At 72.1% G+C, this 25,245-nt stretch carries 24 protein-coding genes; 10 read left to right on the top strand and 14 right to left on the bottom strand.

Going from position 1 to position 25,245, the window contains the following annotated elements; genetic code table 11:
- Positions 1–291: 291 nt before the first annotated feature.
- From ABZU43_RS29495 to groES, 3 genes are all read right to left on the bottom strand, one after another.
- Positions 292–2,055, bottom strand: coding sequence for a molybdopterin-dependent oxidoreductase (locus ABZU43_RS29495; RefSeq protein WP_355009666.1), 1,764 nt, complete (start codon positions 2,053–2,055; stop codon positions 292–294).
- Positions 2,056–2,190: 135 nt separating this feature from the next.
- A complete protein-coding gene (groL, locus tag ABZU43_RS29490) occupies positions 2,191–3,831 on the bottom strand; it encodes a chaperonin GroEL (protein ID WP_355009665.1) in 1,641 nt (546 codons plus the stop codon).
- A 70-nt stretch (positions 3,832–3,901) separates the two neighbouring features.
- Complete coding sequence (groES, locus tag ABZU43_RS29485; protein ID WP_030330046.1) at positions 3,902–4,216, bottom strand: co-chaperone GroES; 315 nt, start codon at positions 4,214–4,216, stop codon at positions 3,902–3,904.
- Positions 4,217–4,475: 259 nt separating this feature from the next.
- Between groES and ABZU43_RS29480 the strand changes: the two genes are divergently transcribed.
- The 7 genes from ABZU43_RS29480 to ABZU43_RS29450 all read left to right on the top strand — a co-directional run bounded on the left by ABZU43_RS29480 (position 4,476) and on the right by ABZU43_RS29450 (position 11,742).
- Positions 4,476–5,672, top strand: a complete 1,197-nt coding sequence (locus tag ABZU43_RS29480; protein WP_355009664.1) for a methyltransferase domain-containing protein — start codon at positions 4,476–4,478, stop codon at positions 5,670–5,672.
- 10 nt (positions 5,673–5,682) lie between these two features.
- Positions 5,683–6,162 (top strand): Cys-tRNA(Pro) deacylase, encoded by a 480-nt coding sequence (gene ybaK, locus ABZU43_RS29475; protein WP_355009663.1) that lies wholly within the window; start codon positions 5,683–5,685, stop codon positions 6,160–6,162.
- Between the two features lie 179 nt (positions 6,163–6,341).
- Positions 6,342–7,430 carry a substrate-binding domain-containing protein gene (locus ABZU43_RS29470; protein WP_355009662.1) on the top strand — a complete coding sequence of 363 codons (1,089 nt, stop codon included), beginning with the start codon at positions 6,342–6,344 and terminating at the stop codon, positions 7,428–7,430.
- A 114-nt stretch (positions 7,431–7,544) separates the two neighbouring features.
- Entirely contained in the window at positions 7,545–8,363 is an 819-nt protein-coding gene (locus tag ABZU43_RS29465; protein ID WP_354980022.1) for an ATP-binding cassette domain-containing protein, read from the top strand.
- Positions 8,360–9,622 carry an ABC transporter permease gene (locus ABZU43_RS29460; protein WP_355009661.1) on the top strand — a complete coding sequence of 421 codons (1,263 nt, stop codon included), beginning with the start codon at positions 8,360–8,362 and terminating at the stop codon, positions 9,620–9,622. The genes ABZU43_RS29465 and ABZU43_RS29460 overlap by 4 nt, the downstream gene beginning before the upstream one ends.
- A 22-nt stretch (positions 9,623–9,644) precedes the next feature.
- Positions 9,645–10,826, top strand: a complete 1,182-nt coding sequence (locus ABZU43_RS29455) for an ROK family protein (RefSeq protein ID WP_088950177.1) — start codon at positions 9,645–9,647, stop codon at positions 10,824–10,826.
- A gap of 175 nt (positions 10,827–11,001) precedes the next feature.
- On the top strand, positions 11,002–11,742 hold the full coding sequence (locus ABZU43_RS29450) for a DUF4142 domain-containing protein (RefSeq protein ID WP_355009660.1): 741 nt from the start codon (positions 11,002–11,004) through the stop codon (positions 11,740–11,742).
- A 33-nt stretch (positions 11,743–11,775) separates the two neighbouring features.
- On the opposite strand, the gene ABZU43_RS29445 is transcribed toward ABZU43_RS29450, so the two are convergent.
- Genes ABZU43_RS29445 through tsaB form a run of 4 tightly spaced genes read right to left on the bottom strand, consistent with a single transcriptional unit; the run spans position 11,776 to position 14,240 of the window.
- The gene (locus ABZU43_RS29445; protein ID WP_039906914.1) at positions 11,776–12,030 is read right to left on the bottom strand and encodes a hypothetical protein; all 255 of its coding nucleotides are present in this window, start codon (positions 12,028–12,030) and stop codon (positions 11,776–11,778) included.
- Positions 12,031–12,044: 14 nt separating this feature from the next.
- Positions 12,045–13,091 carry a tRNA (adenosine(37)-N6)-threonylcarbamoyltransferase complex transferase subunit TsaD gene (tsaD, locus tag ABZU43_RS29440; RefSeq protein WP_355009659.1) on the bottom strand — a complete coding sequence of 349 codons (1,047 nt, stop codon included), beginning with the start codon at positions 13,089–13,091 and terminating at the stop codon, positions 12,045–12,047.
- Positions 13,084–13,566: a ribosomal protein S18-alanine N-acetyltransferase gene (gene rimI / locus ABZU43_RS29435; RefSeq protein ID WP_355009658.1), complete on the bottom strand. Its 483-nt coding sequence runs from the start codon at positions 13,564–13,566 to the stop codon at positions 13,084–13,086. Before rimI ends, tsaD begins: the two co-directional genes overlap by 8 nt.
- On the bottom strand, positions 13,563–14,240 hold the full coding sequence (gene tsaB, locus ABZU43_RS29430; RefSeq protein WP_355009657.1) for a tRNA (adenosine(37)-N6)-threonylcarbamoyltransferase complex dimerization subunit type 1 TsaB: 678 nt from the start codon (positions 14,238–14,240) through the stop codon (positions 13,563–13,565). Before tsaB ends, rimI begins: the two co-directional genes overlap by 4 nt.
- A 689-nt stretch (positions 14,241–14,929) precedes the next feature.
- On the opposite strand from tsaB, the gene ABZU43_RS29425 reads away from it, so the two are divergent.
- Complete coding sequence (locus ABZU43_RS29425) at positions 14,930–15,634, top strand: helix-turn-helix transcriptional regulator (protein ID WP_355009656.1); 705 nt, start codon at positions 14,930–14,932, stop codon at positions 15,632–15,634.
- Between the two features lie 39 nt (positions 15,635–15,673).
- On the opposite strand, the gene ung is transcribed toward ABZU43_RS29425, so the two are convergent.
- The 6 genes from ung to ABZU43_RS29395 form a co-directional block, all read right to left on the bottom strand.
- Positions 15,674–16,375 carry a uracil-DNA glycosylase gene (gene ung / locus ABZU43_RS29420; protein WP_355009655.1) on the bottom strand — a complete coding sequence of 234 codons (702 nt, stop codon included), beginning with the start codon at positions 16,373–16,375 and terminating at the stop codon, positions 15,674–15,676.
- Between the two features lie 65 nt (positions 16,376–16,440).
- Positions 16,441–16,923, bottom strand: a complete 483-nt coding sequence (tsaE, locus tag ABZU43_RS29415) for a tRNA (adenosine(37)-N6)-threonylcarbamoyltransferase complex ATPase subunit type 1 TsaE (protein ID WP_238687793.1) — start codon at positions 16,921–16,923, stop codon at positions 16,441–16,443.
- Complete coding sequence (locus ABZU43_RS29410) at positions 16,920–18,023, bottom strand: alpha/beta hydrolase (protein WP_355009654.1); 1,104 nt, start codon at positions 18,021–18,023, stop codon at positions 16,920–16,922. The genes tsaE and ABZU43_RS29410 overlap by 4 nt, the downstream gene beginning before the upstream one ends.
- Positions 18,020–19,138 (bottom strand): alanine racemase, encoded by a 1,119-nt coding sequence (gene alr / locus ABZU43_RS29405; RefSeq protein ID WP_355009653.1) that lies wholly within the window; start codon positions 19,136–19,138, stop codon positions 18,020–18,022. The genes ABZU43_RS29410 and alr overlap by 4 nt, the downstream gene beginning before the upstream one ends.
- 90 nt (positions 19,139–19,228) lie before the next feature.
- Positions 19,229–20,698 (bottom strand): NAD(P)H-hydrate dehydratase, encoded by a 1,470-nt coding sequence (locus ABZU43_RS29400; protein WP_355009652.1) that lies wholly within the window; start codon positions 20,696–20,698, stop codon positions 19,229–19,231.
- 55 nt (positions 20,699–20,753) lie between these two features.
- Positions 20,754–21,122, bottom strand: coding sequence for a holo-ACP synthase (locus ABZU43_RS29395; protein ID WP_355009651.1), 369 nt, complete (start codon positions 21,120–21,122; stop codon positions 20,754–20,756).
- A gap of 173 nt (positions 21,123–21,295) precedes the next feature.
- On the opposite strand from ABZU43_RS29395, the gene ABZU43_RS29390 reads away from it, so the two are divergent.
- Positions 21,296–21,592 carry a hypothetical protein gene (locus ABZU43_RS29390; protein WP_355009650.1) on the top strand — a complete coding sequence of 99 codons (297 nt, stop codon included), beginning with the start codon at positions 21,296–21,298 and terminating at the stop codon, positions 21,590–21,592.
- On the top strand, positions 21,589–23,181 hold the full coding sequence (locus tag ABZU43_RS29385) for an alpha/beta hydrolase (RefSeq protein WP_355009649.1): 1,593 nt from the start codon (positions 21,589–21,591) through the stop codon (positions 23,179–23,181). The genes ABZU43_RS29390 and ABZU43_RS29385 overlap by 4 nt, the downstream gene beginning before the upstream one ends.
- 58 nt (positions 23,182–23,239) lie before the next feature.
- On the opposite strand, the gene glmS is transcribed toward ABZU43_RS29385, so the two are convergent.
- Positions 23,240–25,153: a glutamine--fructose-6-phosphate transaminase (isomerizing) gene (gene glmS, locus ABZU43_RS29380; protein ID WP_355009648.1), complete on the bottom strand. Its 1,914-nt coding sequence runs from the start codon at positions 25,151–25,153 to the stop codon at positions 23,240–23,242.
- Positions 25,154–25,245: the final 92 nt, after the last annotated feature.

Raw genomic sequence — 25,245 nt, 5'->3', positions numbered from 1 at the left:
ACTCAACGACCGCCCCCGAATGACCCTGGGCTGGGCCACCCCAGGTGAGAAAATGACCCAGCTCCTCGGTGTTGCAACCACCGGTTGAGCCCGCCGTACTGACGGAAACTGTCCAAGATCTGCATGCGCTCCCGGATATGACCGGTCAGTCAGCGGGCCCGCCGGCCCATGGACAGTCTCGGGAGCCGGCAGGGCAGCCGCAGACACAGCCCCGCCGGCCGCACAGAGCACGCCGCCGACACGGCCCGCCGATTTGGGGGCGCACCCGCGCGGGCGACGTCGTGCCGTGGATCAGCGGACGGTGACCGTGACCGTGTGCCAGCCGGTGGCGCCGTCCGGGACGACGTCCTGCGTACGTTCGGTTTGGGTTTCACCTGTCGCGTCCGTCGCGCGGACCTGGAGCCGGTGCTCGCCCGGTGTGGCGTCCCAGCGCCAGGACCATTGGACCCAGGTGTCCACCGACACGGTGGGTGCCAGCGCGGCTTCCTGCCACGGGCCGTCGTCGACGCGTACCTCGACTCGGCGGATGCCCCGGTGCTGCGCCCAGGCCACCCCGGCGACGGTCACCGGGCCGGCGGTCAGCCGGTTACGTCCCCTGGGCGTGTCGATCCGGGACTGGGTCTTGATCGGCCCCTGGGGGGACCAGCCGCGCGGCACCCAGTACGCGTCGAAGTCGGCGAACCGGGTCAGCTCCAGCTCGGTCACCCATTTGCAGGCCGACACGTAGCCGTAGAGGCCCGGCACCACCACTCGCACCGGGAAGCCGTGCTCGACCGGCAGTGGCTCGCCGTTCATCCCGACGGCCAGCAGCGCGTCCCGTCCGTCGCGCAGCGCGGCGGTGGGGGTGCCGCAGGTCCAGCCGTCGACAGACCGGCCGACGACCTGGTCGGCGTCGTCGTCCGGCTCGACCTCGTCCAGCAGTTCTCGCAGGGGTACGCCGAGCCACAGGGCATTGCCGATCAGGTCCCCGCCCACCTCGTTGGAGACGCAGGCCAGCGTGACGTACCGCTCGACCAGTGGTCGGGCGAGCAGATCCGCGTAGCTGTAGGTGCGTTCCCTGCCGACCCGTCCGTGGATCCGCAGCCGCCAGGTGTCCGGGTCGACCTGGGGCACCACCAGCGCGGTGTCGATCCGGTAGAACCCGAAGTTGGGGGTGACGTACGGCGCGAGCTGCGTCAGTGAGAGGTCCGCGCCTGCCGGTACGGCCGGTGCGGGGGCGACCGGGGCGGGCAGGCGGATCGCGTCGCGGGCTGCGGACACGCCGCGCCGCCCTGCCAGCCACCGCCCACCGAGGCCGGCCACCACGGCCGTGCCGAGCAGTACTCCGCTGCCGGTGAGGAACCGTCGCCGCGACTCCGGGTCCACTTCGGCAGGCCCGACCGCTTCGACCGCCGTCGTCGGCCCGGCGGGAGTCACCGGCACCGGCCCTGCCGGGGACACCGGCACCGACTCTCCGGGCGACCCTGACCCCGAACCAGCCTGCGACCCGGGACCAGCATGCGACCCCGGACCAGCCTGCGACCCCGGACCAGCCTGCGACCCCGGACCAGCCTGCGACCCCGGACCGGCCTGTGACACCGGACCAGCGGGCGGCGTGGGTGATGACCAGGACCAGGGGTCCAGCTCGAACGGTCCGCCGATGAACAGCCAGAGCACCAGGGCGCCGAGGCCGGCGCCGACCAGGGACGGCAGCGCGTCGGCGAGGTCAGCACCGGAGCGGGTCAACGCGGCTGCCACGCCGATGGCGCCGAACGCGGCGATGCCGGCCAGGCCGAGTGCCAGTCGGCGGACCGCCAGTACGCCGAAGAGGGCGGCGAAGCCTCCCAGCAACACGGCCGTGCCGACCAGCAGCGCGATCTTGTCGGCGGTGCCGAAGAGGTCGATGGCGAGTTGCTTCAGCGATTCGGGGACGGCGTCGACGACGACCCCGCCGACCGCGACCAGGGGCGCCGACCGGGGACCGGTCAACACCGCGACCGGTTCGGCGATCCCGATCGCGACGGCGGCGGCGGTGATTCCGGCCAACGCGGCGTACCGCCGTGACGTGGTGCTCATCGGCCCAGTGTGCGCGATCATCTCGCCCGGTCGCCAACAACGTCAGCGTTCGGTAATGACCTGGCAGCCCGCAGGAACGAGCCCGGGGCGCACCGCCTGACGGCGGTGCGCCCCGGAACGGGTGTCGCTACCGGATCAGAAGCCCGGACCGTGCTGGTGGCCGTGACCGTGGCCGTGCCCGCCGCCGGCGGCCGGCTCGGCCTGCTCCGGCTTCTCCACCACGAGGCTCTCCGTGGTGAGCAGCAGACCGGCGATCGAGGCGGCGTTGGTGACCGCGTTGCGGGTCACCTTCACCGGGTCGATGATGCCGGCCTTGACCAGGTCGACGTACTCGCCCTTGGCGGCGTCGAGGCCGTTGCCCCACTTGAGGTCGGCGACCTTCTGCGTCACGACGTAGCCGTCGTGACCGGCGTTCTGGGCGATCCAGCGCAGCGGCTCGACGAGCGCCTTGCGCACGACCGAGACACCGACCTTCTCGTCACCGGTGAAGCCCAGGTCGTCGTCGAGCACCGAGCGGATCTGCACCAGGGCGGCGCCGCCGCCGGGCACAGTGCCCTCCTCGACCGCAGCCTTGGTCGCCGCGATGGCGTCCTCGATGCGGTGCTTGCGCTCCTTCATCTCGACCTCGGTCGCCGCGCCGGCCTTGATGACGGCGATGCCACCGGAGAGCTTCGCCAGCCGCTCGGCCAGCTTCTCCCGGTCCCAGTCGGAGTCGGAGGCCTCGATCTCCTTGCGGATCTGGGAGACCCGGTCGGTGACGTCGGCCTTCTGGCCACCGCCGTCGACGATCGTGGTGTTCTCCTTGTCGACCACGACGCGCCGGGCGGTGCCGAGCACCTCCAGGCCGACCTGGTCGAGCTTGTAGCCCAGCTCCGGGGCGACCAGTTCGGCGCCCGTGGAGATCGCGATGTCCTGGAGCATCGCCTTGCGCCGGTCCCCGAAGCCCGGGGCCTTGACCGCGCAGACCTTGAGGGTCTTGCGCAGCGAGTTGACCACCAGGGTGGAGAGCGCCTGACCGTCCACGTCCTCGGCGATGATCAGCAGGGGCTTGCTGTTCTGCAGGATCTTCTCCAGCAGCGGCAGCAGCTCTTCGATCGCCGAGATCTTCTGGGTGGTGACCAGGATGTACGCGTCCTCAAGGACGGACTCCTGGCTCTCCAGGTCGGTGACGAAGTTCGGCGAGATGAAGCCCTTGTCGAACTGGAGACCCTCGGTCACGTCCAGTTCGGTGGTGAGCATGGAGCCTTCCTCGACGGTGATGACACCGTCGCGGCCGACCCGCTCCATCGCCTCGGCGATCAGGTCGCCGATCGTGGCGTCCTGCGCGGAGATCGTCGCCACGTTCGCGATCGACTCCTTGCTGGTGACCTCGGCGGCCTTGCCGAGCAGCGCCTCGGAGACCTTGGCGGCCGCCGCGTCGATGCCCCGCTTGAGGCCGGCCGGGTTGGTCCCGGCGGTCACGTTGCGCAGACCCTCGCGAACCATCGCCTGGGCCAGCACGGTCGCGGTGGTGGTGCCGTCACCGGCGACGTCGTTGGTCTTGGTCGCCACCTCCTTGACAAGCTGCGCGCCAAGGTTCTCGTACGGGTTGGTGAGCTCGATCTCCTTGGCGATGGTCACACCATCGTTGGTGATCGTCGGCGCACCGAACTTCTTGTCCAGGACGACGTTGCGCCCGCGCGGGCCGAGGGTGACCTTGACCACGTCCGCGAGGGCGTTGACACCGTGCTCCAGCAGGTGCCGGGCGTCGTCCGAAAAGCTCAGGATCTTCGCCATTAATGTCCCTTCGAAGTGCCACTGCCCCGGCCCGGCGAGCCGGACCGGGGCAGTGGCACTGATCGGTTGCTTACTTCTCGATGACCGCGAGGACGTCGCGGGCGGAGAGCACCAGGTACTCCTCGCCGGCGTACTTGACCTCGGTGCCGCCGTACTTCGAGTAAAGGACGGTGTCGCCGACCTGCACGTCAACCGGAACCCGGTTGCCGTTGTCGTCGACGCGGCCCGGGCCGACAGCGAGGACAGTGCCCTCCTGCGGCTTCTCCTTGGCGGTGTCGGGGATCACGATGCCCGACGCCGTGGTGGTCTCAGCCTCGTTCGCCTGGACCACGATGCGGTCCTCGAGCGGCTTGATAGCAACCTTGGTCGCGGTAGTCACGGGCATACCCTCCTGGGGTACTGGTTTCGTTGCTGGCCAGCGGGGCTGACCATCGTCAATCTGCCTCATGCCACCGGGCGGGGCCGTCGTCGCGGGTGCCGGTCCGCCTGGCGTGCGCACCCGGGTCGTGAGACCCGGAAGCTGGCACCCTCAGGGTGAGAGTGCTAATCGCAGGTTATTCCGTGGCTAGCACTCCGTCAAGGAGAGTGCCAGCGCGTCGCGCCCCGCCAGCCAAGTTTTCCGAGTCGGACGGGACAATGGCCGGGTGGATCTCGATCAGCTGGCGGCGCTGCGTACCCCTGAGGGGTCGGCCGCGCTCACCGCGGCGGCCGACCTGGCCGGCGGTGATCCACTGGTCGCGGCGTCGGCCCTGCGCGCGACCGGGGTGCCGCCGACGTTGGCCGCGGCGGCGTTGACCCAGGCCGAGTTGCGCCACCGGGCGGTCGGCAAGTTCGGCTCGGCCGCCGCTGGGATGTTCCTCACCCGCCCCGGCCTGGAGCAGGCAACCCGCCGGGTGGTCGCCGACCGTCGAGCCGCCCGGTTGCACGCGGCCGGCGTGCGGACCCTGGCCGATCTCGGGTGCGGGCTCGGGGCCGACGCGCTGGCCGCCGCCCGCGCCGGCATCCGGGTGTACGGGGTGGAGGCCGACCCGGTGACCGCCGCGATGGCCGCCGCCAACGCCGAGGCGGCCGGCCTGACCGAGCTGTTCACCGTCGAGTGCGGCGACGCGACCGGGTTCGACGTGTCACTGGTCGACGGGGTCTTCTGCGACCCGGCCCGCCGCGCCACCGGCACCGGGCGGCGGATCTTCGACCCGCGCGCCTACTCGCCACCGTGGGACTTCGTCACCGGGTTGGCCGAGCGGGTGCCGCGCACCGTGGTGAAGGTCGCGCCGGGCCTGGACCACTCGCTCATCCCGGCCGGGGCGGAGGCCGAGTGGGTCGGCGTGGACGGCGACCTGGTCGAGGCCGCGCTCTGGTGCGGTGAGCTGGCGGAGGTGCCCCGTCGCGCCACCCTCTACCGCCAGCGGGGCGCCGAGGCCCACAGCCACCAGCTCACCGGCTCGGGCGCCGCCGAGGCACCGGTCGGGCCGCCGCGTCGCTACCTGTACGACCCGGACCCGGCGGTGGTGCGCGCGCACCTTGTGGCCGAACTGGCCAGCGAACTGGACGCCAACCTGGGCGATCCGAGCATCGCCTACCTCTACGCCGACCAGCCGGTCCGCACCCCGTACGCGCGCTGCCTGGAGATCACCGACGTGTTGCCGTTCTCGCTCAAGCGCCTGCGGGCGCTGCTGCGCGACCGCCGGGTGGGCCGGGTGGAGATCCTGAAGCGGGGTTCGGCGCTCACCCCGGAGCAACTCCGGCGGGACCTGCGGCTGGCTGGGGACGCGGCGGCGAGTCTGGTGCTCACCCGGGTCGGCGGCGCACCGACGGTGCTGATCGGCCGGCCGGTCGACTAGCGTCGTCGCCGTGGCGGAACAGGGCACGCCGGCAACGGCACTGTTGGTCAAGCGCGGCATCGCGCATCGCACCCATCCGTACCGGGTGGCGCCGGACGCCCCGAACTACGGCGCGTTGGTGGCGGTGGCGCTCGGCGTGGCACCGGAGCGCGTGTTCAAGTCTCTGGTGACCGACGTCGACGGCGCGCTCACCGTGGCGGTCGTTCCGGTCACCGGCGAGTTGGATCTGAAGGCTCTCGCGGCTGCGGTCGGCGGTAAGCGGGCGGCGTTGGCCGACCGGGCGGTCGCCGAGCGGGCCACCGGTTACGTACGCGGTGGGATCAGCCCGCTCGGGCAGCGTCGACGGTTGCCCATCGTGCTGGACGAATCCGCGCTGGATCTCCCGACGATCTACGTCTCGGCTGGTCGGCGCGGTCTGCAACTCGAACTGGCCGCGGCGGATCTGGTGGCGCTGACCGACGCCCGCACCGCGCCGTTGCAGACCCACTGACGACAGTCGTTACGTCGACTCCCCCGTGGGATACCCGCGGAGTAACAGTCGCGTTGCTGAATTGTTATCGCTCCCAACAAACTATGCACCTGCGCGGTCTTGTGGAGCCGGTGTGACGCGAAATACGTTGCCGGACACAACAAAACAACACCTCCCCCACCTCCGAAAGGACCCTGCACATGCGTAAGGGGATCCTCACCATCGCCGCCGTGGGCCTGCTCGCGACCGGCGGCTTGACCGCCTGTGGCGACGACTCCGGCACCGGCTCGACCGACTCCAAAAAGACCCCCAAGATCGGCGTGATCCTTCCGGACAGCAAGTCCTCCCCCCGCTGGGAGACGGCGGACCGCCGCTTCCTGGAGGAGGCGTTCAAGGCCGCCGGCGTCCAGTCCGACATTCAGAACGCCCAGAACGACAAGGCCGCCTTCCAGACCATCGCCGACCAGATGATCACCGGCGGCGTCACCGCCCTGATGATCGTCAACCTGGACTCCGGCACCGGCAAGGCCGTGCTCGACAAGGCCAAGTCGCAGGGCATCGCCACCATCGACTACGACCGGCTCACCCTCGGCGGCTCCGCCCAGTACTACGTCAGCTTCGACAACGAGACCGTCGGCAAGCTCCAGGGCGAGGGTCTGGCGAAGTGCCTGACCGAGAAGAACGCCAAGAACCCGGTCGTGGCATACCTGAACGGCTCCCCCACCGACAACAACGCCACCCTGTTCAAGGCCGGATACGACTCGGTGCTCAAGCCGAAGTTCGACTCCAAGGAATACACCAAGGGCCCGGACGACGCCGTGCCGGGCTGGGACGGCCCCACCGCCGCGACCATCTTCGAGCAGCAGCTCACCGCGACCAAGGGCAAGATCGACGGCGTGCTGGCCGCCAACGACACTCTCGGCAACGCCGCCATCTCGATCCTGAAGAAGAACAAGATCAACGGCAAGGTGCCGGTGACCGGGCAGGACGCCAGCGTGGAGGGCCTGCAGAACATCCTCGCCGGTGACCAGTGCATGACCGTCTACAAGGCAGTCCGGGAAGAGGCCAAGGCCGCCGCGGACCTGGCCATCGCGCTGGCCAAGGGCGAGAAGAAGGACACCGGCCAGTCGGTGAAGGACGGTGACCGCGACGTCCCCTCGGTGCTGCTCACCCCGAAGGCCATCTACAAGGACAACGTCAAGGACGTCATCGCCGACGGCTACGCGACCAAGGAGCAGGTCTGCACCGCGGCGTACGCCAAGTTCTGCGCCGAAGCCGGCATCAGCTGACCGACGCCGCAGTACCCGCCGGAACGACCACCGCCGCCCGGCACGGGAGCACCCTCCCGTGCCGGGCGGCGCCCGCCGGACGGGCCCCGACCCTCCCTTAAGAAGGAGACCCCCGTGTCCGCGACCCCCCTGCTGGAACTCCGCGGGATCGACAAGAGCTTCGGTCCCGTCCAGGTGCTCCGCGACGTCGCACTGACCGTCCACCCAGGCGAGGTGACCGCACTGGTCGGCGACAACGGCGCCGGCAAGTCGACCCTGGTGAAGTGCATCAGCGGCATCCACCCCACCGACGCCGGAGAGTTCCTGTTCAACGGTGAACCGGTGCACATCGGCAGCCCCCGCGACGCCGCCGCCCTCGGCATCGAGGTCGTCTACCAGGACCTCGCGCTCTGCGACAACCTGGACATCGTGCAGAACATGTTCCTCGGCCGGGAGAGGCGCAGCGGCATCGTCCTCGACGAGCCGACAATGGAACAGCTCGCCGCCGAAACCCTGGCAGGGCTCTCCATCCGCACCGTCACCTCACTTCGCCAGCACGTGTCCAGCCTCTCCGGCGGGCAGCGCCAGACCGTGGCCATCGCCAAGGCGGTGCTCTGGAACAGCAAGCTCGTCATCCTGGACGAGCCGACCGCGGCGCTCGGCGTGGCACAGACCGCCCAGGTGCTCGAACTGGTCCGCCGCCTCGCCGACAACGGCCTGGCCGTGGTGCTCATCTCGCACAACATGAACGACGTCTTCGCCGTCTCCGACCGGATCGCCGCGCTGTACCTCGGCCAGATGGTCGCCCAGGTGAAGACCACCGACATCACCCACGCCCAGGTGGTCGAGCTGATCACCGCCGGGCGCTCGGGCGGGCTCGGCCTCGCCACCGACCCGGGCAGCAACGGCGACGGCCCGCAGGCGGCCGACTCGATCTCAGGAGGCGTCCGATGACCACCACCGCCGTGCGGAAGGACGGCCCCGCGGCCGTCACACCCCCGCCGACCGTCGGGGGCCACGTCCGCAACTACCTGAGTCGCGTGCGCGGTGGCGACGTCGGCGCGCTGCCAGCCGTGCTCGGCCTGATCGTGCTCTGCACCGTCTTCGGGATCATGCGGCCGTCGTCGTTCCTGTCGGCCGGCAACTTCGCCAACCTCTTCACCCAGGGCGCGGCGGTCACGCTGATCGCGATGGGCCTGGTCTTCGTGCTGCTGCTCGGCGAGATCGACCTCTCCGCCGGCTTCGCCAGCGGCGTCTGTGCTGCGGTGCTGGCCAACGTGGTCACAGTGCTCGGCTACCCCTGGTGGGTCGCGGTGCTCGCCGCGGTCGCCACCGGCGTGGTCATCGGCACCACGCTCGGCATGCTCGTCGCGAAGATCGGCATTCCGTCCTTCGTGGTCACCCTCGCCGGCTTCCTCGCCTTCCAGGGCGTCGTGTTGATGCTCGTGCAGGAGGGCACCAACATCTCCGTCCGCGACGAGGTGCTGGTCGCCATCGCCAACCGCAACCTCGCCCCCGCGCTGGGCTGGGCGCTGACCGCCGTCGCCGTCGTGGGCTACGCGGCGGTGCAACTGCTACGCCACCGCAACCGGGCGGCACGTGGTCTGATCACCGACCCGCTCGCGGTGGTGGCGCTGCGGATCGGCGGGCTCGCCGTCATCCTCGGCACCGCTGTGTACGTGCTCAACCTGGAGCGCAGCCGCAACGTCCTCATCGTCTCGCTCAAGGGTGTGCCGATCGTGGTGCCGATCATCGCGGTGCTGCTGGTCATCTGGACCTTCGTGCTGCAGCGCACCAGCTACGGCCGGCACATCTACGCCGTGGGCGGCAACCGGGAAGCCGCCCGCCGAGCCGGCATCGGCGTCGACCGGATCCGGATCTCGGTCTTCGTGATCTGCTCGTCCATGGCCGCCATTGGTGGCATCGTGGCGGCCAGCCGGGCCAACTCGGTCGACCCGAACACCGGGGGCAGTAACGTACTGCTCTACGCGGTGGGCGCAGCGGTGATCGGCGGCACCAGCCTGTTCGGTGGCAAGGGCCGCGTCTTCGACGCCGTGCTCGGCGGCGCGGTGGTCGCTGTCATCGAGAACGGAATGGGCCTGATGGGATACACCGCGGGAGTCAAGTACGTGGTCACCGGTGTCGTACTGCTGCTCGCGGCCAGCGTCGACGCGCTCTCCCGCCGCCGCGCGGCAGCCACCGGCACCCGCTGACCGCGCGGGAGGTGGCACCAGCATGCGCCCAGGACCGAGCCAGGATGACGTACGACGGCAGAACCTCGGTGCCCTGCTGCGACACGTGCACGTCCACGGGGCGACCACCCGTGCCGAACTGACCACCACGCTGGGCCTCAACCGCAGCACCATCGGCGCGCTCACCGCCGACCTGTCCGCAGTAGGGCTGGTCAGCGAAGGGGCACCGAAGGAGACCGGCCGGGCCGGACGACCGTCACTGGTCGTCCGGCCCGAGTCGGCGCGGGTCTACGCGTACGCGTACTCGGTGGAGGTGGACCGGCTGCGCGCCGCCCGGATCGGGCTGGGTGGCGCGGTCCTGGACCGCCGGGACCTGGACCGGCCGCGCGGTCTGCTGGCCGCGGAGGCCGCGCCGCTGCTGGCCGGCGCGGTCAAGGAGATGCAGCAGTTGGTGCCGGCCGACGCGATCTGCGTCGGCGCCGGCGTCGCGGTCTGCGGCATGGTCCGCCGGGACGACGGCCTGGTCCGGCTCGGCCCCACCACCGGCTGGGTGGACGAGCCGATCGGCTCGGCCCTCGCCGACGAGCTGGGCATCGACGTACCGGTCACGGTGGGCAACGTGGCGGACGTCGCCGCGTTCGCCGAGCACGCACGGGGTGTTGCGGCCGGTTGCGACAACGTTCTCTACCTGTACGGCGACGTCGGCGTGGGTGCCGGCATCATCGCCGGTGGACGTCGGCTGACCGGGCACGGTGGGTACGGCGGCGAGGTCGGCCACATGAAGGTGGTCCGCGACGGCCGGCCCTGTGAGTGCGGCTCCCGGGGTTGCTGGGAGACCGAGATCGGCGAGCACGGTCTGCTGCGCGCTGCCGGACGTTCCGACGCCCGGGGTCGCGACGCCCTGCTGGCCGTCTTCGACGCCGCCGACCGGGGCGACGCCCGGGCCCAGACGGCGGTCCGCCAGGCCGGCGACTGGCTCGGCTTCGGCGTCGCCAACCTGGTGAACATCTTCAACCCCGAAATGGTCATCTTCGGCGGCACCATGCGCGACCTCTACCTCGCGGCGGCGGCCCAGATCCGCAGCCGGCTCAACTCCAACGCGCTCGGAGCCTGCCTGGAGCACGTCCGGCTGCGCACGCCCAAGCTGGGCGCGGACGCCCCCCTGATCGGGGCCGCCGAGTTGGCCTTCGAACGACTCCTCGCGGACCCCCTCGACGTGGGCTGATCCGTCCGCTGTCCGGCGTGGATGTCGACCTGCTCGCTGTCACCCGCTGATCCGGCTCCCTTCGCGATGAACTTATCGCGCGATCAGTCCGTACCAGTGGGCGGACGGGCAACCGGCATGGTACGGCTGCCCGGTCCGAACGCGTTCCGGTCCGGACCGAGGAGGCACCACAGACATGGCACCGCTCAGATCCGCCCATCGCCGACTGGGCACCCGGACCCACCGAGCGGCGATGCTGCTCATCGCGGTCATCGCGGGGGTCGGTGTCCTGCCCGGCGTGGCCGTCGCCGCACCCGCCGGCGGGCGACAGCTCAACGCCGCCGACATGACACTGCTCAACGGGGTGCGGTTGGCCGGGCTGTGGGAGATGCCGGCCGGCCAGATGGCCGCCGAAAAGGGGCAGTCGGCCAAGGTACGGGAGATCGGCGCCGGCATCGCCAGCGAGCACCAGCGGCTCGACGAACTCGTCGTGGAGGCGGCCAACAAGCTGGGCGCGAGCATCCCGAGCGAGCCGACGGCCCAACAAAAGGGCTGGCTGACGGAGATGAAGGACGCCTCCGGCGCCCGGTTCGATCAGATCTTCGTGACCCGCCTCCGGGTCGCTCATGGCGGCATTCTCCCGGTGATCAGCGCAGTACGGGCCAGCACCCGGGACGCCACCGTCCGCAAGCTCTGCGAGGACGCCACCGGCTTCGTCACGCATCACATGCAGATGCTGGAGTCCACCGGCCTGGTTCGGTGGCCCGAACTGCCGCCGGCCGCGCTGCCCGCCCCCGGCCAGGACGGCCTGCTGGCCGCCGCCGGGGCGAACGCCGGCCCGCAGCCCGGAGTCAGCAGCACCGTCGTGTGGCTGGTCTTCCTCGCCGCGCTGGGCACCGGCGGAATCGCCACCTACCGGATGTTGCGCCGCAGCTGAGCGATCAGCCAGCGGCCTGGATGGTGGCTCGCGTTACCGGTCCACCTGGGTGAAGTCCCAGGAGTGCGGGGCGCGGGCCACCAGCAGGGCTGGCGGGTCCGGCAGCGGGCGAGGGCTGCTGCGCCACTTGGAGATCACCACCACCCGGTGGTCGGTAGAGGAGAAGACCTCGCTGGAGACGTGGAGCGGGTCGTGCTCCAACTCGGGCAGGGCGGTGTCGCACACCCAGGTGATCAGGTCGGCGACTCCGTACGCCTCGGCGCGCGCCTCCCACATCCGCACGATCATGTCCGCCGCCCCCGTCACACGCTGACCGTGGTCAACGGCAGCGCCGAATCGGCTGGCAGGTCCAGTCGGCTCGGAGCGACCCCGGCGGCGACCAGATGCGAACCGAGCGCGGCCACCATCGCGCCGTTGTCGGTGCACAGCTTCGGCCGGGGTACCCGGACCCGGATGCCGTACTTCTCGGCTCGCTGCTCGGCCATCGCCCGCAGCCGGGAGTTCGCCGCCACTCCCCCGCCGATGACCAGGGTCTCGATGCCCTGCGCCCGGCAGGCGGCGAGCGCCTTGTTGGTCAGGACGTCACAGACCGCCTCCTGGAAGGACGCGGCCACGTCGGCCACCGGAACCGCCTCACCGGCACGTTGACGGGCCTCGACCCACCGGGCCACCGCCGTCTTCAGGCCCGAGAACGAAAAGTCGTACCGGTGGGCGGCTAGATCCTTCGCAGCGGTCAGACCGCGGGGGAAGGCGATCGAGGCGGCATCGCCGGCCCGGGCCTCCCGGTCGATGGGCGGACCTCCCGGGAACGGCAACCCGAGCAGCCGGGCGACCTTGTCGAACGCTTCCCCGGCCGCGTCGTCGATGGTGGCGCCGAGCGGGGTGACACCCCGGGCCAGGTCGTCCACGAGCAGTAGGGACGAGTGCCCGCCGGACACCAGGAGCGCGATGGCGGGTTCGGGCAGTGGGCCGTGCTCAAGGGTGTCCACCGCGACGTGGGCGGCGAGGTGGTTGACGCCGTAGACGGGCTTCTCGGCGGCGACCGCGTACCCCTTGGCGGCAGCGACGCCGACCAGCAACGCACCGGCCAGCCCCGGCCCCGAGGTGACAGCGATCGCGTCGATGTCGGCCAGCGTGACGCCGGCCTCGGTCAGGGCCCGGTCCATGGTCGGCACGATGGCCTCCAGGTGAGCCCGACTGGCCACCTCCGGTACCACACCCCCGAACCGGGCGTGTTCCTCGACGCTGGAGGCGAGCGCGTCGGCCAGCAGGGTGTGCCCCCGCACGATGCCGACACCGGTCTCGTCGCAGGAGGTCTCGATACCCAGGATCAGTGGTTCGTCAGCCATTGTCGTGTGGTCCATTCCCGGTCGGCTCGGCGTCGCGCCGCATGACCAGCGCGTCTGTGTTGCTCGGTTGGTAGTAGCCGCGCCGCACCCCGATCGGCTCGAAACCGTACGTCGCGTAGAGCCGCTGAGCTGCGGCGTTGTCCACGGCGACCTCCAGCAGGGTGCTGCTGGCGTCGCGCCGGACCGCCTCGGCGAGCAACTCCTCCAGCAGGGCACGGCCTACGCCGCGCCGCTGGGCGTCCCGGCGGACGGCGATGTTCTGTACCCACACCTCGTCCGGCGGAACGCCGGCGAGCCCGGCGTAGCCGAGCACCGACCCGTCCGCGTCGACGGCGACCCGGTAGTGGTGCCCGTTGGCAAGCTCGCTCCAGAACATGGCTGGCGACCACTTCTCAGCGCCGAAGAGGTCCGCCTCGATCGGCAGCACGTCGTCGATGTGCCACCAGCGGAACGGTTCGAGCCGTACCACGGTCATGGCAGGACCGGTTTGCGGCCGGTCGCCGCCACCGCGTCGGGGCGACGCAGGTAGAGCGGAGTGAGCCGCTCACTGGACGCCCCCGCCCGGATCCGCTCGGCGGCGAGCAACGCCAGCACTGTCGCGTCCGGATAGCGCGGCTCGACCCGAACGGGCAGGTCCAGGACGTCTGCGTACCGGTGCGCTCCGTCACCGACCGCGATCGTCGCGCCCAGTTCGCGGGCCCGCGCGGCGGCGACCGCCGGCGCGGACACCTCGGGCCCGACGATCCGCTGGCCGGCGCCGTCGTAGACGGCCCAGTAGAGCTCCTTGCGCCGGGCGTCGCTGGCGGCCAGGACCGGCGTGCCGGACGCCGCCGGGTAACCGATGGCGTCCAGCGAACAGACACCGTACGTGGGGATCCCCAGCACCTGACCCATCGTCGCGGCGGTGACCAGGCCGACCCGTAGCCCGGTGAACGGACCCGGGCCGAGCCCAGCGACGATGGCCGCCAGGTCACGCGGGCGCACGTCGGCGTCGGCGAGGACCGCATCCACCTGGGGCGCGAGCAGCTCACCGTGCGCGCGGGCATCGACCGTGCACCGGTGCGCCCGCGACGCCACGCCGTCTGCCGAGATCTCCACCAGCGCCGCGGTGACCGCGGGGGTCGAGCTGTCCACCACGAGTACGAGCACGGTAAGCCAGCCTAGCCGCCCCGCCCAGCACCCCGGTCACGCCCCGCCCCGCCACCCCCCTTCGCCCCTCGCCCCGACCTCGCCCGCCCCGCCCTCTCTCGCCCGGACCATGCACCGACCTTGCCCCGCCCCGCCACCCGCCTTCGCCCCCCACCGCCCGCCGCCCGGACCTTGTACCGACCTTGCCCCGCCAGCCACCGGCCTGCGCCTCTCGCCCCGACCTCGCCCGCCCGCTCGCTCTCGCCCGGACCTTGCCCCGCCCCGCCGCCCGCGTTCGCCCTTCGTCTCGCGCCGCCCCACGCCGCCTCGCGTCCCACCCCGCCTCGGCTCGCCCCCTGCCGGCCCACCCCGCGCCCGACGGCGAACGCGTCTATCCCACCCTCACCGGCCGCCGCAACGGACCCCTGACCCGCCGAGCGCATGGCCTGGCGGGCTTCACTCCGATGAGCGTGATGTCTGTGAGTCATCGTGATGACTCACAGACATCAGGCTCATCGGGGGAAGTGGTTCCAGCGCTCGTCCCTGGCTAGCCGTTGGGCTTGGCGGCCAACAGCGGCAGGCAGTCTGCGGCGGGGTGGGCAATGTGGGGGCGGCGCGGTCAGCTTCTTGGGGCGCGCGGATCGCGCCGCAAGTCGCCGACCTGCCGCAGCGGGATCGCGGGCATCTCGCCCGTGGTCCACGATGCCGGGATGTCATCGACTCGCCTTGTCACCCTGCTCGGTGCTGCCGCGCGGCATCAGCGACAGCTGCGCGACCTGAGCCAACGTCAGTTGGCCGCGTTGGCCGAGGTCGACCAGGCCGCGGTGGCCCGGTTCGAACGTGGTGAGCGAGCGCCGACGATCCCGGTGCTGGAACGGCTGTTTGCCGCGATGGACGTGCAGTTGGTCGTCGGAGTCGAGCCGTTGGACGCGCACCTCGACGCCCAGATCGACGGCTTGGCCGCCCGGCCGATCGCCGAGCGGATCGACGGGTTGGGGCTGGATCGGCTGCTGGACCGGCTCACCGACTTCCCACAGGTGATCACCGGTTGCACAGCGGCGTTGCTACAGGGCGCGCCGGTGCCGGTCGACGCGCTGGAGATCGCCCTGCGTTGGCAAGACTCCACACCGTTCACCCGCTGGCTGGAGACGAACTACGGGCAGCGGTGGAACGACCGCTGGGGTGAGTTCGGCGGGGTGTGGTTGGAGCCCGAGGAGCCGGGCGAACACCGGTGGTCGACCCGGTACGGGGAGATCAGGGCCACGATGTGCGACGAGCTGCCCGAGACGATCGAGGTGCGCCACGGCGAAAGGATCTACCAGGTGGTGCCGCTCGTCGAGCTGGAACTCAGCGAGCCGCGCGCCGCCGGACTGTTACGCCGCTACCGCAACCGGCAGTTGGCCAGCGACAGCTGAGTCAACTGCCGGCCCGGCGGTGCAACGTCGACGAGCGGCTCAGCCGGCGGTGCGCTCCCAATCGATGGTGGGCAGGCCGGCGTCGGCGAGTGCCTTGTTGGCGGCGCTGAACGGGCGGCTGCCGAGGAAGCCGCGCGGGTTCATCGGGCTGGGGTGACCCGCCTCCAGCACCACGTGCTGCGGGTTGGTGACCAGCGCGGCCTTCTTGCGGGCGTAGCCGCCCCAGAGCAGGAAGACCACCCGGTCCGGTGCCGCGTCCAGTGCCCGGATCGTCGCGTCGGTGAACTCTTCCCAGCCGGCGTTGGCGTGCGAGCCCGGGGTGGCCTGCCGGACGGTCAGCACCGCGTTGAGCAGCAGCACCCCCTGGGCGGCCCACCCGTCGAGGTTGCCGCTGCGCGGCTTGGGGACGCCCACGTCCTCGCCCAGCTCCTTGAAGACGTTGCGCAACGACGGCGGCACCGTCACACCGTCGCGGACGCTGAAGCTCAACCCGTGAGCCTGCCCGGCCCGGTGGTAGGGATCCTGCCCGAGGATGAGCACCCGGGTGCCCTGCGGCGGGCACAGCCGGTATGCCGAGAACAGATCCTCCTGCGGCGGAAAGACCGTCTGCGTCGCGTATTCCCGGGCGACGAACTCGCCAAGCGCGGCGGTGCGTGCCGGGTCGAGGTGCGGGGTGAGCACTGCGCGCCACTGCTCCGGCAGCAGGGCCAGCAGATCCAGGGCGGGGGCGTCGTCGGGCATCGGGAACCTCTCACAGCGCGGGTCGGTCCCCCGCACTCTAGGCATCGGGTACGACAGCCACCGACCTAGCCCAGGTCGGCGAGCCGCCGGGCCCAGTCACCGCCGATCGGGTCCAGCTCGACGATGCGGGTGTCGTCGTCGCGGCGGTCGATGCGAACCCGTAGGTGCGCGTCCACCAACTGCTCCACCAGGCCCTCGCCCCACTCCACCACTGTCACCGAGTCGTCCACCGAGGCGTCGAGGTCCAGGTCGTCGATCTCGGCGCGCGGGTCGGTGGCGTCACCCAACCGGTACGCGTCGGCGTGCACGAGTGCCACCCGGCCGCCCCGGGCCGGATCGGGGCGGTGCACCCGGGCGATCACGAAGGTCGGCGAGGTGATGTCCCCGAGGACACCGAGCCCGGCCCCGACGCCCTGGGTGAGCGCGGTCTTGCCGGCACCCAACGGGCCGGTCAACAGCACCAGGTCGCCGGCGCGCAGCAGCCCGGCCAGCCGCCGGCCGAAGTCCCGAGTGTCTTCGACGGTCGGCAGCTTGACGACGTGACTCACCGTTCCTCCACGCTCTGCAATGACTCCAGGAACCGCGCCAGGGCGGCGTTGACCTCGTCCGCGTGCTCCAACATCACCACGTGACCGCTGTCCTTGATCTTCACGAACTCGGCGTGCGGCAACCGTCGGACGATCTCCTCGGAGTGGGTCACCGGCGTGATCATGTCCTTGTCGCCGACCACCACGAGCACCGGAGTCGCCGCCAGCGCCGCCAGCGCCGGGAAGCGCGAGTGGGTGGCCAGGGTCCGCAGGTAGCGGGTCACCGTGTCGGCCGACGTCCGGGAGTTCATCGTCTCCACGTAGGACACCAGCGACGGGCTGGGCTTGCGGGTGCCGAAGCCGTACTTGCGGGTCAGTAACCAGGCCACGTTCGACGTAGACTTGCGGGCCTTGTCGATCACCGGCCCGCCGTACCGGGTGGCGTTGCTGACCATGTAGAGCACTGGGCCGCCGACCCGGCCGAGCAGCGCGGGCGCGACCAGCTTGGTCTCCGCGATGAGCCCGCCCGACGTGGCCATCAGAACGGTGCCCACCACCCGGTCACCGAACAGCTCTCCGAACAACTCGGCGAACGCCATGATCGTCATGCCGCCCATCGAGTGGCCGACCAGCACCAGCGGCCCGTCCGGTGCGGTTCGGTCGATCACCTGACGCAGCGTTCGGCCGAGCACGGCGAGGTCGTACTCCCCGGTCTCCAGCCGGCCGGACCGGCCGTGACCGGGCTGGTCGTACGCCACGATCCGGTAGTCACCGCGGGCGGCGAGCATCTGGCGCTGGAAGTGGAACGTCCCCATGTCCAGGCAGAAGCCGTGCACCAGCACCACAGTCGGGTGCCCCGGCACCGGCCGGGTGGGCTCGACCACCTCGACGTGGATGTCGGTGCCGTCCGGCAACTCCAGGCGGAACGCCTCGTCGTACCGCTGCTTGTCGAACGTCTCGTGCGCGTAGCGGTCGGCCGGATCGGCCTTGAGCCGACGGACCAGGGTCCGCTCGGTCGCGACGCCGGCCGCCAGACCTGCCGCGGCCACCCCGACCGCCGCGCCGACGATTCCCGCTACCCGGCCCGCAGCCGTCCGCGGACGCGGAATGCGATAACTCATGGTTTCTCGCCGTCGTAGACCCGGGGCACCCGCGTGCCGCCGAACCGCGTCACGATCTCGTAGTTGATCGTGCCGACCGCCTCGGCCCAGTCGTCCGCCGTCGGTTCGCCGTCGACGCCGCTGCCGAAGAGCGTCGCCACGTCGCCGTCGGCCACCGGGTCGTCCCCGCAGTCGAGCACGAACTGGTCCATGCAGACCCGGCCCGATATCGTCCGGCGTACGCCGCCGAGCTGGACCGGGCCGGTGTTGGACGCGTGCCGGGGAACCCCGTCGGCGTACCCGAGCGGCACCACGGCCAGGTTCGCGTCGGCCTGCGTGGTGTAGGCGTGCCCGTAGGAGATACCGGTGCCGGCGGGCACCCGCTTGGTGAGCATCACCCGGGCGCGAGCGGTCATCGCCGGCCGCAACCCGTACGTCTCGCCGGCCACCGGTGACAGCCCGTAGATGGCCAGGCCGGGGCGGACCAGGTCGAAGTGGGTGTCCGGGCGGGTGAGGGTGGCGGCCGAGTTGGCGAGGTGCCGCCAGCGCGGTCGCAGCCCGGCCCGCTCGACCATGGCCAGCGCTTCATGGAAGACGGCCAGTTGGCGGTCGGTGGTGGGGTGGCCGGGCGAGTCCGCGTACACGAAGTGGCTCCACACGCCGACCACCTCGACCAGGCCGTCGGCCTGCGCCTTCGCGGCGGCATCCAGCAGCGCGGGCCAGTCGGCGACTGTCGCACCGCCCCGGGACAGCCCCGTATCGATCTTGAGGTGCAGGCGGGCGGGACGCCCGGCGAGGCGACTCGCCTCGATCATCTCGTCCAGTTGCGTCAGGCTGGCCGCGCCCAGGTCCACCCCGGCGCTGACCCCCTCGTGCAGCGGCAACCCGGGGGCGAGCAGCCAGGCCAGCACCGGCACCGTCACCCCGGCCCGCCGCAGGGTGAGGGCCTCGTCGAGGGTGCAGACACCGAGCCAGTCAGCGCCGGCGTCGAGCGCCGCACGGGCGGCCGGAAGCATGCCGTGGCCGTACCCGTCGGCCTTCACCACTGCCATCAACTCGGCGGTGGTGCCGGAGCGGAGCCTGCTCACGTTCTCGCGGATGGCGTCAAGATCGACGCGTACCTCGGCCTGCCACATGCACCCAGCCTACTTTCCGCCGTGATCACCGCGGGCGGCGACGCACGTCCCGACGCGGCGATCCGGTCAGCGCGCCCCGAACCGTCCCGTTCAGCCCAGCCGGGCCAGCACCGGACGCAGCGCGGTCGCCACGTCGGGCGCGGTCACCGGGCCACCCCGGGCCGCCTCACGCCCGGCGAGACCATGCAGGTACGCGGCCGAGGCGGCGGCCCGATCGGCGGGTACCCCGGCCGCCAGCAGCGAGCCGAGCAGCCCGGCCAACACGTCGCCGGTGCCGCCGGTGGCCAGCGCCGGGGTGCCGGTCGGGTTGACGTACGCCCGACCGTCCGGCGTGCCGATCACCGTGCGATCGCCCTTGAGCAGCACCACCGCGTTCATCCAGGCGGCCAGCCGCAGCGCGGCGCCGACCCGGTCGGCGCCCGGCTCCTCCCCGCAGAGACGGGTGAACTCGCGGTCGTGCGGGGTGACCACGATGGGCGCGTCCCGACCCCGCAGCCGGTCGGCGAGCGAGCCGTCCACCAGCAGGGTCAGGGCGTCGGCGTCGAGCACCACCGGCACCGGGGCGGCCAGTACGGCGCGCAGCTCAGCCGCCGCGTCGGCGCCGGTGCCCAGCCCGGAGCCGCAGACCCAGGCCTGCACCCGGCCCGCGTCGGCGACCCGCCCGCTGGCGATCACCGACGGGTGCTGGTGCAGCACCTCGGCTCGGGCGCTGCCGGCGTAGCGGACCAGGCCGGTGGGCCCGGCCAGGGCGCCGCCCACGGAGAGCACCGCCGCACCGGGGTAGGTCGCCGAGCCGGTCGCCACCCCCACCACGCCCCGGGTGTACTTCTCCGACGCCGCGCCCAGCTGGGGCCACCAGTCGAGCAGGTCGGACCATTCGGTGACCCGCAGCGCCGGGGTGCCGCGCAGCCACGGCCGCAGCCCGATGTCGACAAGCTCGACCTGCCCGGCCAGCGCGGCGGCCGGGCCGACCACCAGGGCGGGCTTCAGCGCGCCGAAGGCCACCGTCACGTCGGCGCGGACCGCTGTGGGCCGGCCGGACGCGGACAGCGGCACGTGGCCGGTGTCGACCGCGACCCCGCTGGGCACGTCGACCGCCAGCACCGTGGCCCGTCCCCCGTCGCGTCCGCGCAGCTCGCCGAGGCGCTGGACCACCTCGTCCGCGTTCGCCCGTAGCCCACCGGTGCCACCGATGCCGACGATGCCGTCGAGGACCAGGTCGACAGGGCCGGCCGGGTCCTGGACCAGCCGGCCGCCAGCGGCTCGCAACGCGGCCAGGCCGGCGGCGTGCGCCCGCCCGGGGGTGAGCAGCAGGGCGGACACGTGGACACCTCGCCGGGCCAACCGCTCCCCCGCGTACAGCGCGTCGCCGCCGTTGTCACCGGAGCCGACCAGCAGCAGCACCCGGCCCCCGTAGACTCCGCCCCGCTCGGCGAGCAGGAGCGCGGCCCGGCGGGCCAGGCCGGCGGCGGCCCGCTGCATCAGCGTCCCCTCCGGCAGCGTGCCCATCAACCCCGCCTCGGCCACCCGTACGTCGGCCACCCGCCACACCGCTCTCATGCCACCGTGTCCCATTCAGTTAGCGGGCGGACCTGACCGGCCCTCCCGGCCGACGTCATCGTTCCGCGACCACCATCGCCGACGCGATCCCGCCGTCGTGCGACAACGAGAGATGCCAGTGGTTGACCCCGCGCGCGTCGGCCACCGCCGCGACAGTGCCCGAGACGGCCAGCCAGGGGCGGCCAGCCGGGTCGGGCACGATCTCGCAGTCGTGCCAGTTGAGCCCGGCCGGGGCGCCGAGGGCCTTGGCCACCGCCTCCTTGGCGGCGAACCGGGCGGCGAGCGACTCGGGCGAGCGCGGGCTGCCGGAGCGGGTGTGCCGCTCGGCCTCGGTGAAGAGCCGGTCGGCGAGCAGCGGCGTCCGTGCCAGGGCCCGGGCGAACCGGTCGACCAGGACCACGTCGATGCCGACAGCGACGATCACCACACCACCCTACCGGCGGTCGAGGCCGCAGATTAGCCGTCGGGCTCGCGCTGGGCAACGCCTGTGGACACCCGGGGTACGCCTCGACGTCGGCTGTCCACAGGGCACCGCGCGGGCTCCGGCACGTGCCTAGCGTGAGCGCGTCGATGCCGATCGTCCACGGGGGTGTGGTCATGACCGACGAGCCGTTCGCCGTTCAGCCGGAGGAGTTGCGGGCGGTCGCCGGCCTGCTCGACGACGAGGCACGCCGGTTGGCGTTGGGCCTCGCGGGGTTGCCTGGGCTGGTGGTGGCTGCGCCCGAATGGCGAGCCGGCGCGGCGCTGGCCGGGTTGGAGGCGGCCGTGCACGCCTGGTTCTGCCGGCTGGGTGACCGGGTCGCGGCGACCTCCGGCGGCGTCCGGGCGGCGGCCGACGCGTACGAGACGGTGGACGACCGGGCCGCCGGCCGGTTCGCCTCCCTACCTCGGTGAGCAGCGTCGGTTACCGACAGCTGTGGGCTGTCGATCCTGGTGCGTGGAGGGCCGCCGGGGCGGCGTGGGCGGGGTTGGCGAGGCCACTCGATCGGCGCCTCGGCGAGCTGCGGGCGGCCACCGGGCGGTTGCGGGACGGTTGGTCGGGTACGGCAGCCACGGCGGCGGACACTCGCCTCAACGGCCTGCGTGACGAGCTGGCCTCGATCGCACCAGCGCTGATCGAGGTCGACCAGGTGCTGGCGGAGTTGGCCGCTGGGCTGGCGGTGGCGAAGGCGCGGCTCTCCCAGGCGGTCGCCCAGGCCGATGCGGCCGGCCTGCTGGTGGACCGCTCGGGTGCGGTGCGGGTCGATCCGGCCCGGTACCGACCTACCGAGCGGGCCGGGGTCGCCGCGGCTGGAGTGGCCGCGGCCCTGCGGGCCGCGCTCGACGGGGCAGCCGCTGCGGACCGGGTCGCCGCGGACCGGTTGGATGAGCTGGCCAGGGCCGCCGGCACCGGTTGGGCGTCCCCGCCCCCGCCGGGCCGACCGGCTCTCGGTGCCACGCCCACGCTGGTCAGCGCCTGGTGGGCCGGGTTGACGCCGGCGCAGCGACGGTGGCTGATCGTTCGCGAGCCGGCCCTAATGGGCAGGTTGGACGGGCTGCCGGTGGCTGCCCGGGACCAGGCCAACCGGTTACGGCTCGACGCCTGGCGTACGGAGTTGCTGGCCGAGCGGCGACGGCTGCTGTCCCAGGTGCCGCCGGGGCCCCTCGCGTTGATCCGGTTGCGCGGGGTGGCCGGGCGGCTGGCCGGTCTGGACGCGCTGGTCGGCCGACTGACGGCCGGCGAGGCGCCGCGGGCGTACCTGCTCGGGGTGGACCCGGCGGGTGAGGGCCGGGCGGTGGTGGCGCTCGGCGACCCGGACCACGCCGACCGGGTGCTGACCTACGTGCCGGGGATGACCGCCGGCCTGGACGACGCCTCCGGCGAGTTGGGCAGGGCGGCCCGGGTGCTGGAGCGGTGCGCCGCGCTCGCCCCGGATGAGCGCAGCGCGGCGGTGCTCTGGTTGGACTACGACGCTCCGGATCTGCTGACCGAGGCCGCCTCGGCGGGTCAGGCCCGGGACGCCGGCCCGGCGTTGCACCGCTTCCAGGAAGGGCTGCGCGTCAGCCACGACGGTCCGCCGGCCCGGCAGACGGTGCTCGGGCACAGCTACGGGTCGCTGGTGGTGGGTGTTGCCGCCCGGGAGCACGGCCTGGCCGCCGACGCGCTGGTCTTCGTCGGCTCCCCCGGTGTCGGCGCGTCGCACGCCACCGAGCTGGGCGTGCCGCCCGGCGAGGTCTGGGCGAGCAGCGCCCCGGACGACGTGATCCGGGCGGCCCGGTCACCGGACGAGCTGGGCCGGCGGGCCCTGTTCGGCGCGGCACCACTCGCCGCCGTGCTTAGTTGGCCCGGCCGGACGGGGCACGAGCTGTGGTTCGGTCACGACCCGGCCGATCCCGGCTTCGGCGGGCGGGTGCTCCCCAGCGGCCGCGGCGGGCACACCGGCTACTGGGAGGCGGGAAACCCTGCGCTGGACGGGATGGCCCGTGTCGTGCTGGGCCGGTGACGACGGAACCCCGGCCGCGGCGGAGCGCGGCGACCGGGGTTCCGGAGGTGCGGGGTGCCTACTCGACGGTGACCGACTTGGCCAGGTTGCGGGGCTGGTCCACGTCGTGTCCCCGGGCGGCGGCGATCTCGGCGGCGAGCACCTGCAACGGGACAGTGGTGACGAGCGGGGCCAGCAGGGTGGGCGTACGCGGCACGTAGATCAGGTGGTCGGCGTACCGGACGACCGCCTCGTCGCCCTCCTCCGCGATCACGATGGTCCGCGCGCCCCGCGCCCGTACCTCCTGGATGTTGGAGACGACCTTGTCGTGCAGCATGCCCCGGCCCACCGGCGAGGGCACCACGCAGATGACCGGGGTGCCCTTGTCGATCAGGGCGATCGGGCCGTGCTTCAGCTCACCGGCGGCGAAGCCCTCGGCGTGCATGTACGCCAACTCTTTGAGCTTGAGCGCGCCTTCCAGGGCCACCGGGTAGCCGACGTGCCGGCCGATGAACAGCACCGTCGGCTCGGACTTCAGCTCCCGGGCCAGCTCGCGGACGGGCTCAATCCGGTCGAGCAGCTCACGCAGCTTGCCGGGGATCTCCTGCAGCTGCGCGACCACCGCGCCCACCTCGTCGGCGAACTTGATGCCGCGCACCTGGGCCAGGTGCAGGCCGATGAGATAGCAGGCGACGACCTGGGTCAGGAACGCCTTGGTGGAGGCGACGGCGATCTCCGGCCCACCGTGGGTGTAGAGGACAGCGTCGGACTCGCGGGGGATGGTCGAGCCGTTGGTGTTGCAGATCGCCAGCACCCGGGCCTTCTGCTCCTTGGCGTGGCGCAGCGCCATCAGGGTGTCCATCGTCTCGCCGGACTGCGAGATCACCACGATCAGCGTGGACCGGTCGAGGACCGGGTCGCGATAGCGGAACTCGCTGGCCAGCTCCACCTCGCACGGGATCCGGGTCCAGTGCTCGATGGCGTACTTGGCGACCATGCCGGCGTGGTACGCGGTGCCGCAGGCCACGATGAAGATCTTGTCGACGTCGCGCAGATCCTGGTCGCTGAGGCGGACCTCGTCGAGGGCGATCTCACCGCTCTCGGTGAGCCGGCCCAGCAGCGTGTCGGCGATGGCCTGCGGCTGCTCCTCGATCTCCTTGAGCATGAACCAGTCGTAGCCGCCCTTCTCCGCGGCCGAGGAGTCCCAGTCGATGTGGAAGTCCTGGCCGGCGGCGGGCTGGCCCTCGAAGTCGGTGATCTCGATGCTGTCACCGGTGATCAGCACGATCTGGTCCTGGCCCAGCTCGACCGCTTCCCGGGTGTGCTCGATGAACGCGGCCACATCGCTGGCCAGGTAGTTTTCCCCGTCGCCCCGGCCGACCACCAGCGGCGAGTTGCGCCGGGCGCCGACGACCGCACCGGGCACGGAGGCGTCCACGGCGAGCAGCGTGAACGCGCCCTCCAGGCGCTGGCAGACCACGCGCATGCCGGCGGCGAGCAGTTGCGGGCTGTCCGGCTGGCCGGCGGCGCGCAGGTCGGCCAGCGCGGCGGCGAGCAGGTGCGCGGCGCACTCGGTGTCGGTGTCGCTGGTGAACTGGACGCCGTCGGCCTCCAGCTCGGCGCGGAGCTTGGCGAAGTTTTCGATGATGCCGTTGTGGATCACCGCGACCCGCCCGTCGGGGGCGACGTGCGGGTGGGCGTTGCGGTCGGTCGGGCCGCCGTGGGTGGCCCACCGGGTGTGCCCGATGCCGGTGGTGCCGTCACCGATGCCGATCGGGCTGGCCGCGCAGGAGGTCGGGTCGTCGGCGGCCCGCTCGGACAGCACCTTCTCCAGGTTGGCCAGCTTGCCGGCCTTCTTCTCGGTCAGCAGCTGATCGTCACAGACGATCGCGACGCCTGCCGAGTCGTAGCCACGGTATTCCAGCCGCCGCAGCCCGTCGAGGACGATGCCGAGTGCGGGGCGCGCGCCCGCGTATCCCACGATTCCACACATGGCCCGCAGCCTAACCCAGTTTCACTCACGTTGGTTGCTCGAAAGTCGGGTTATCAATCACGGAATCTGAGCGATCAGTGCCTACGCGGCCG

Origin of the sequence: Micromonospora sp. NPDC005205 (assembly GCF_040608275.1) — a bacterium.
Taxonomy (GTDB): domain Bacteria; phylum Actinomycetota; class Actinomycetes; order Mycobacteriales; family Micromonosporaceae; genus Micromonospora.
The sequence above is the reverse complement of the archived record's forward strand: the minus strand, read 5'-3'. Positions and strand labels throughout refer to the sequence as shown.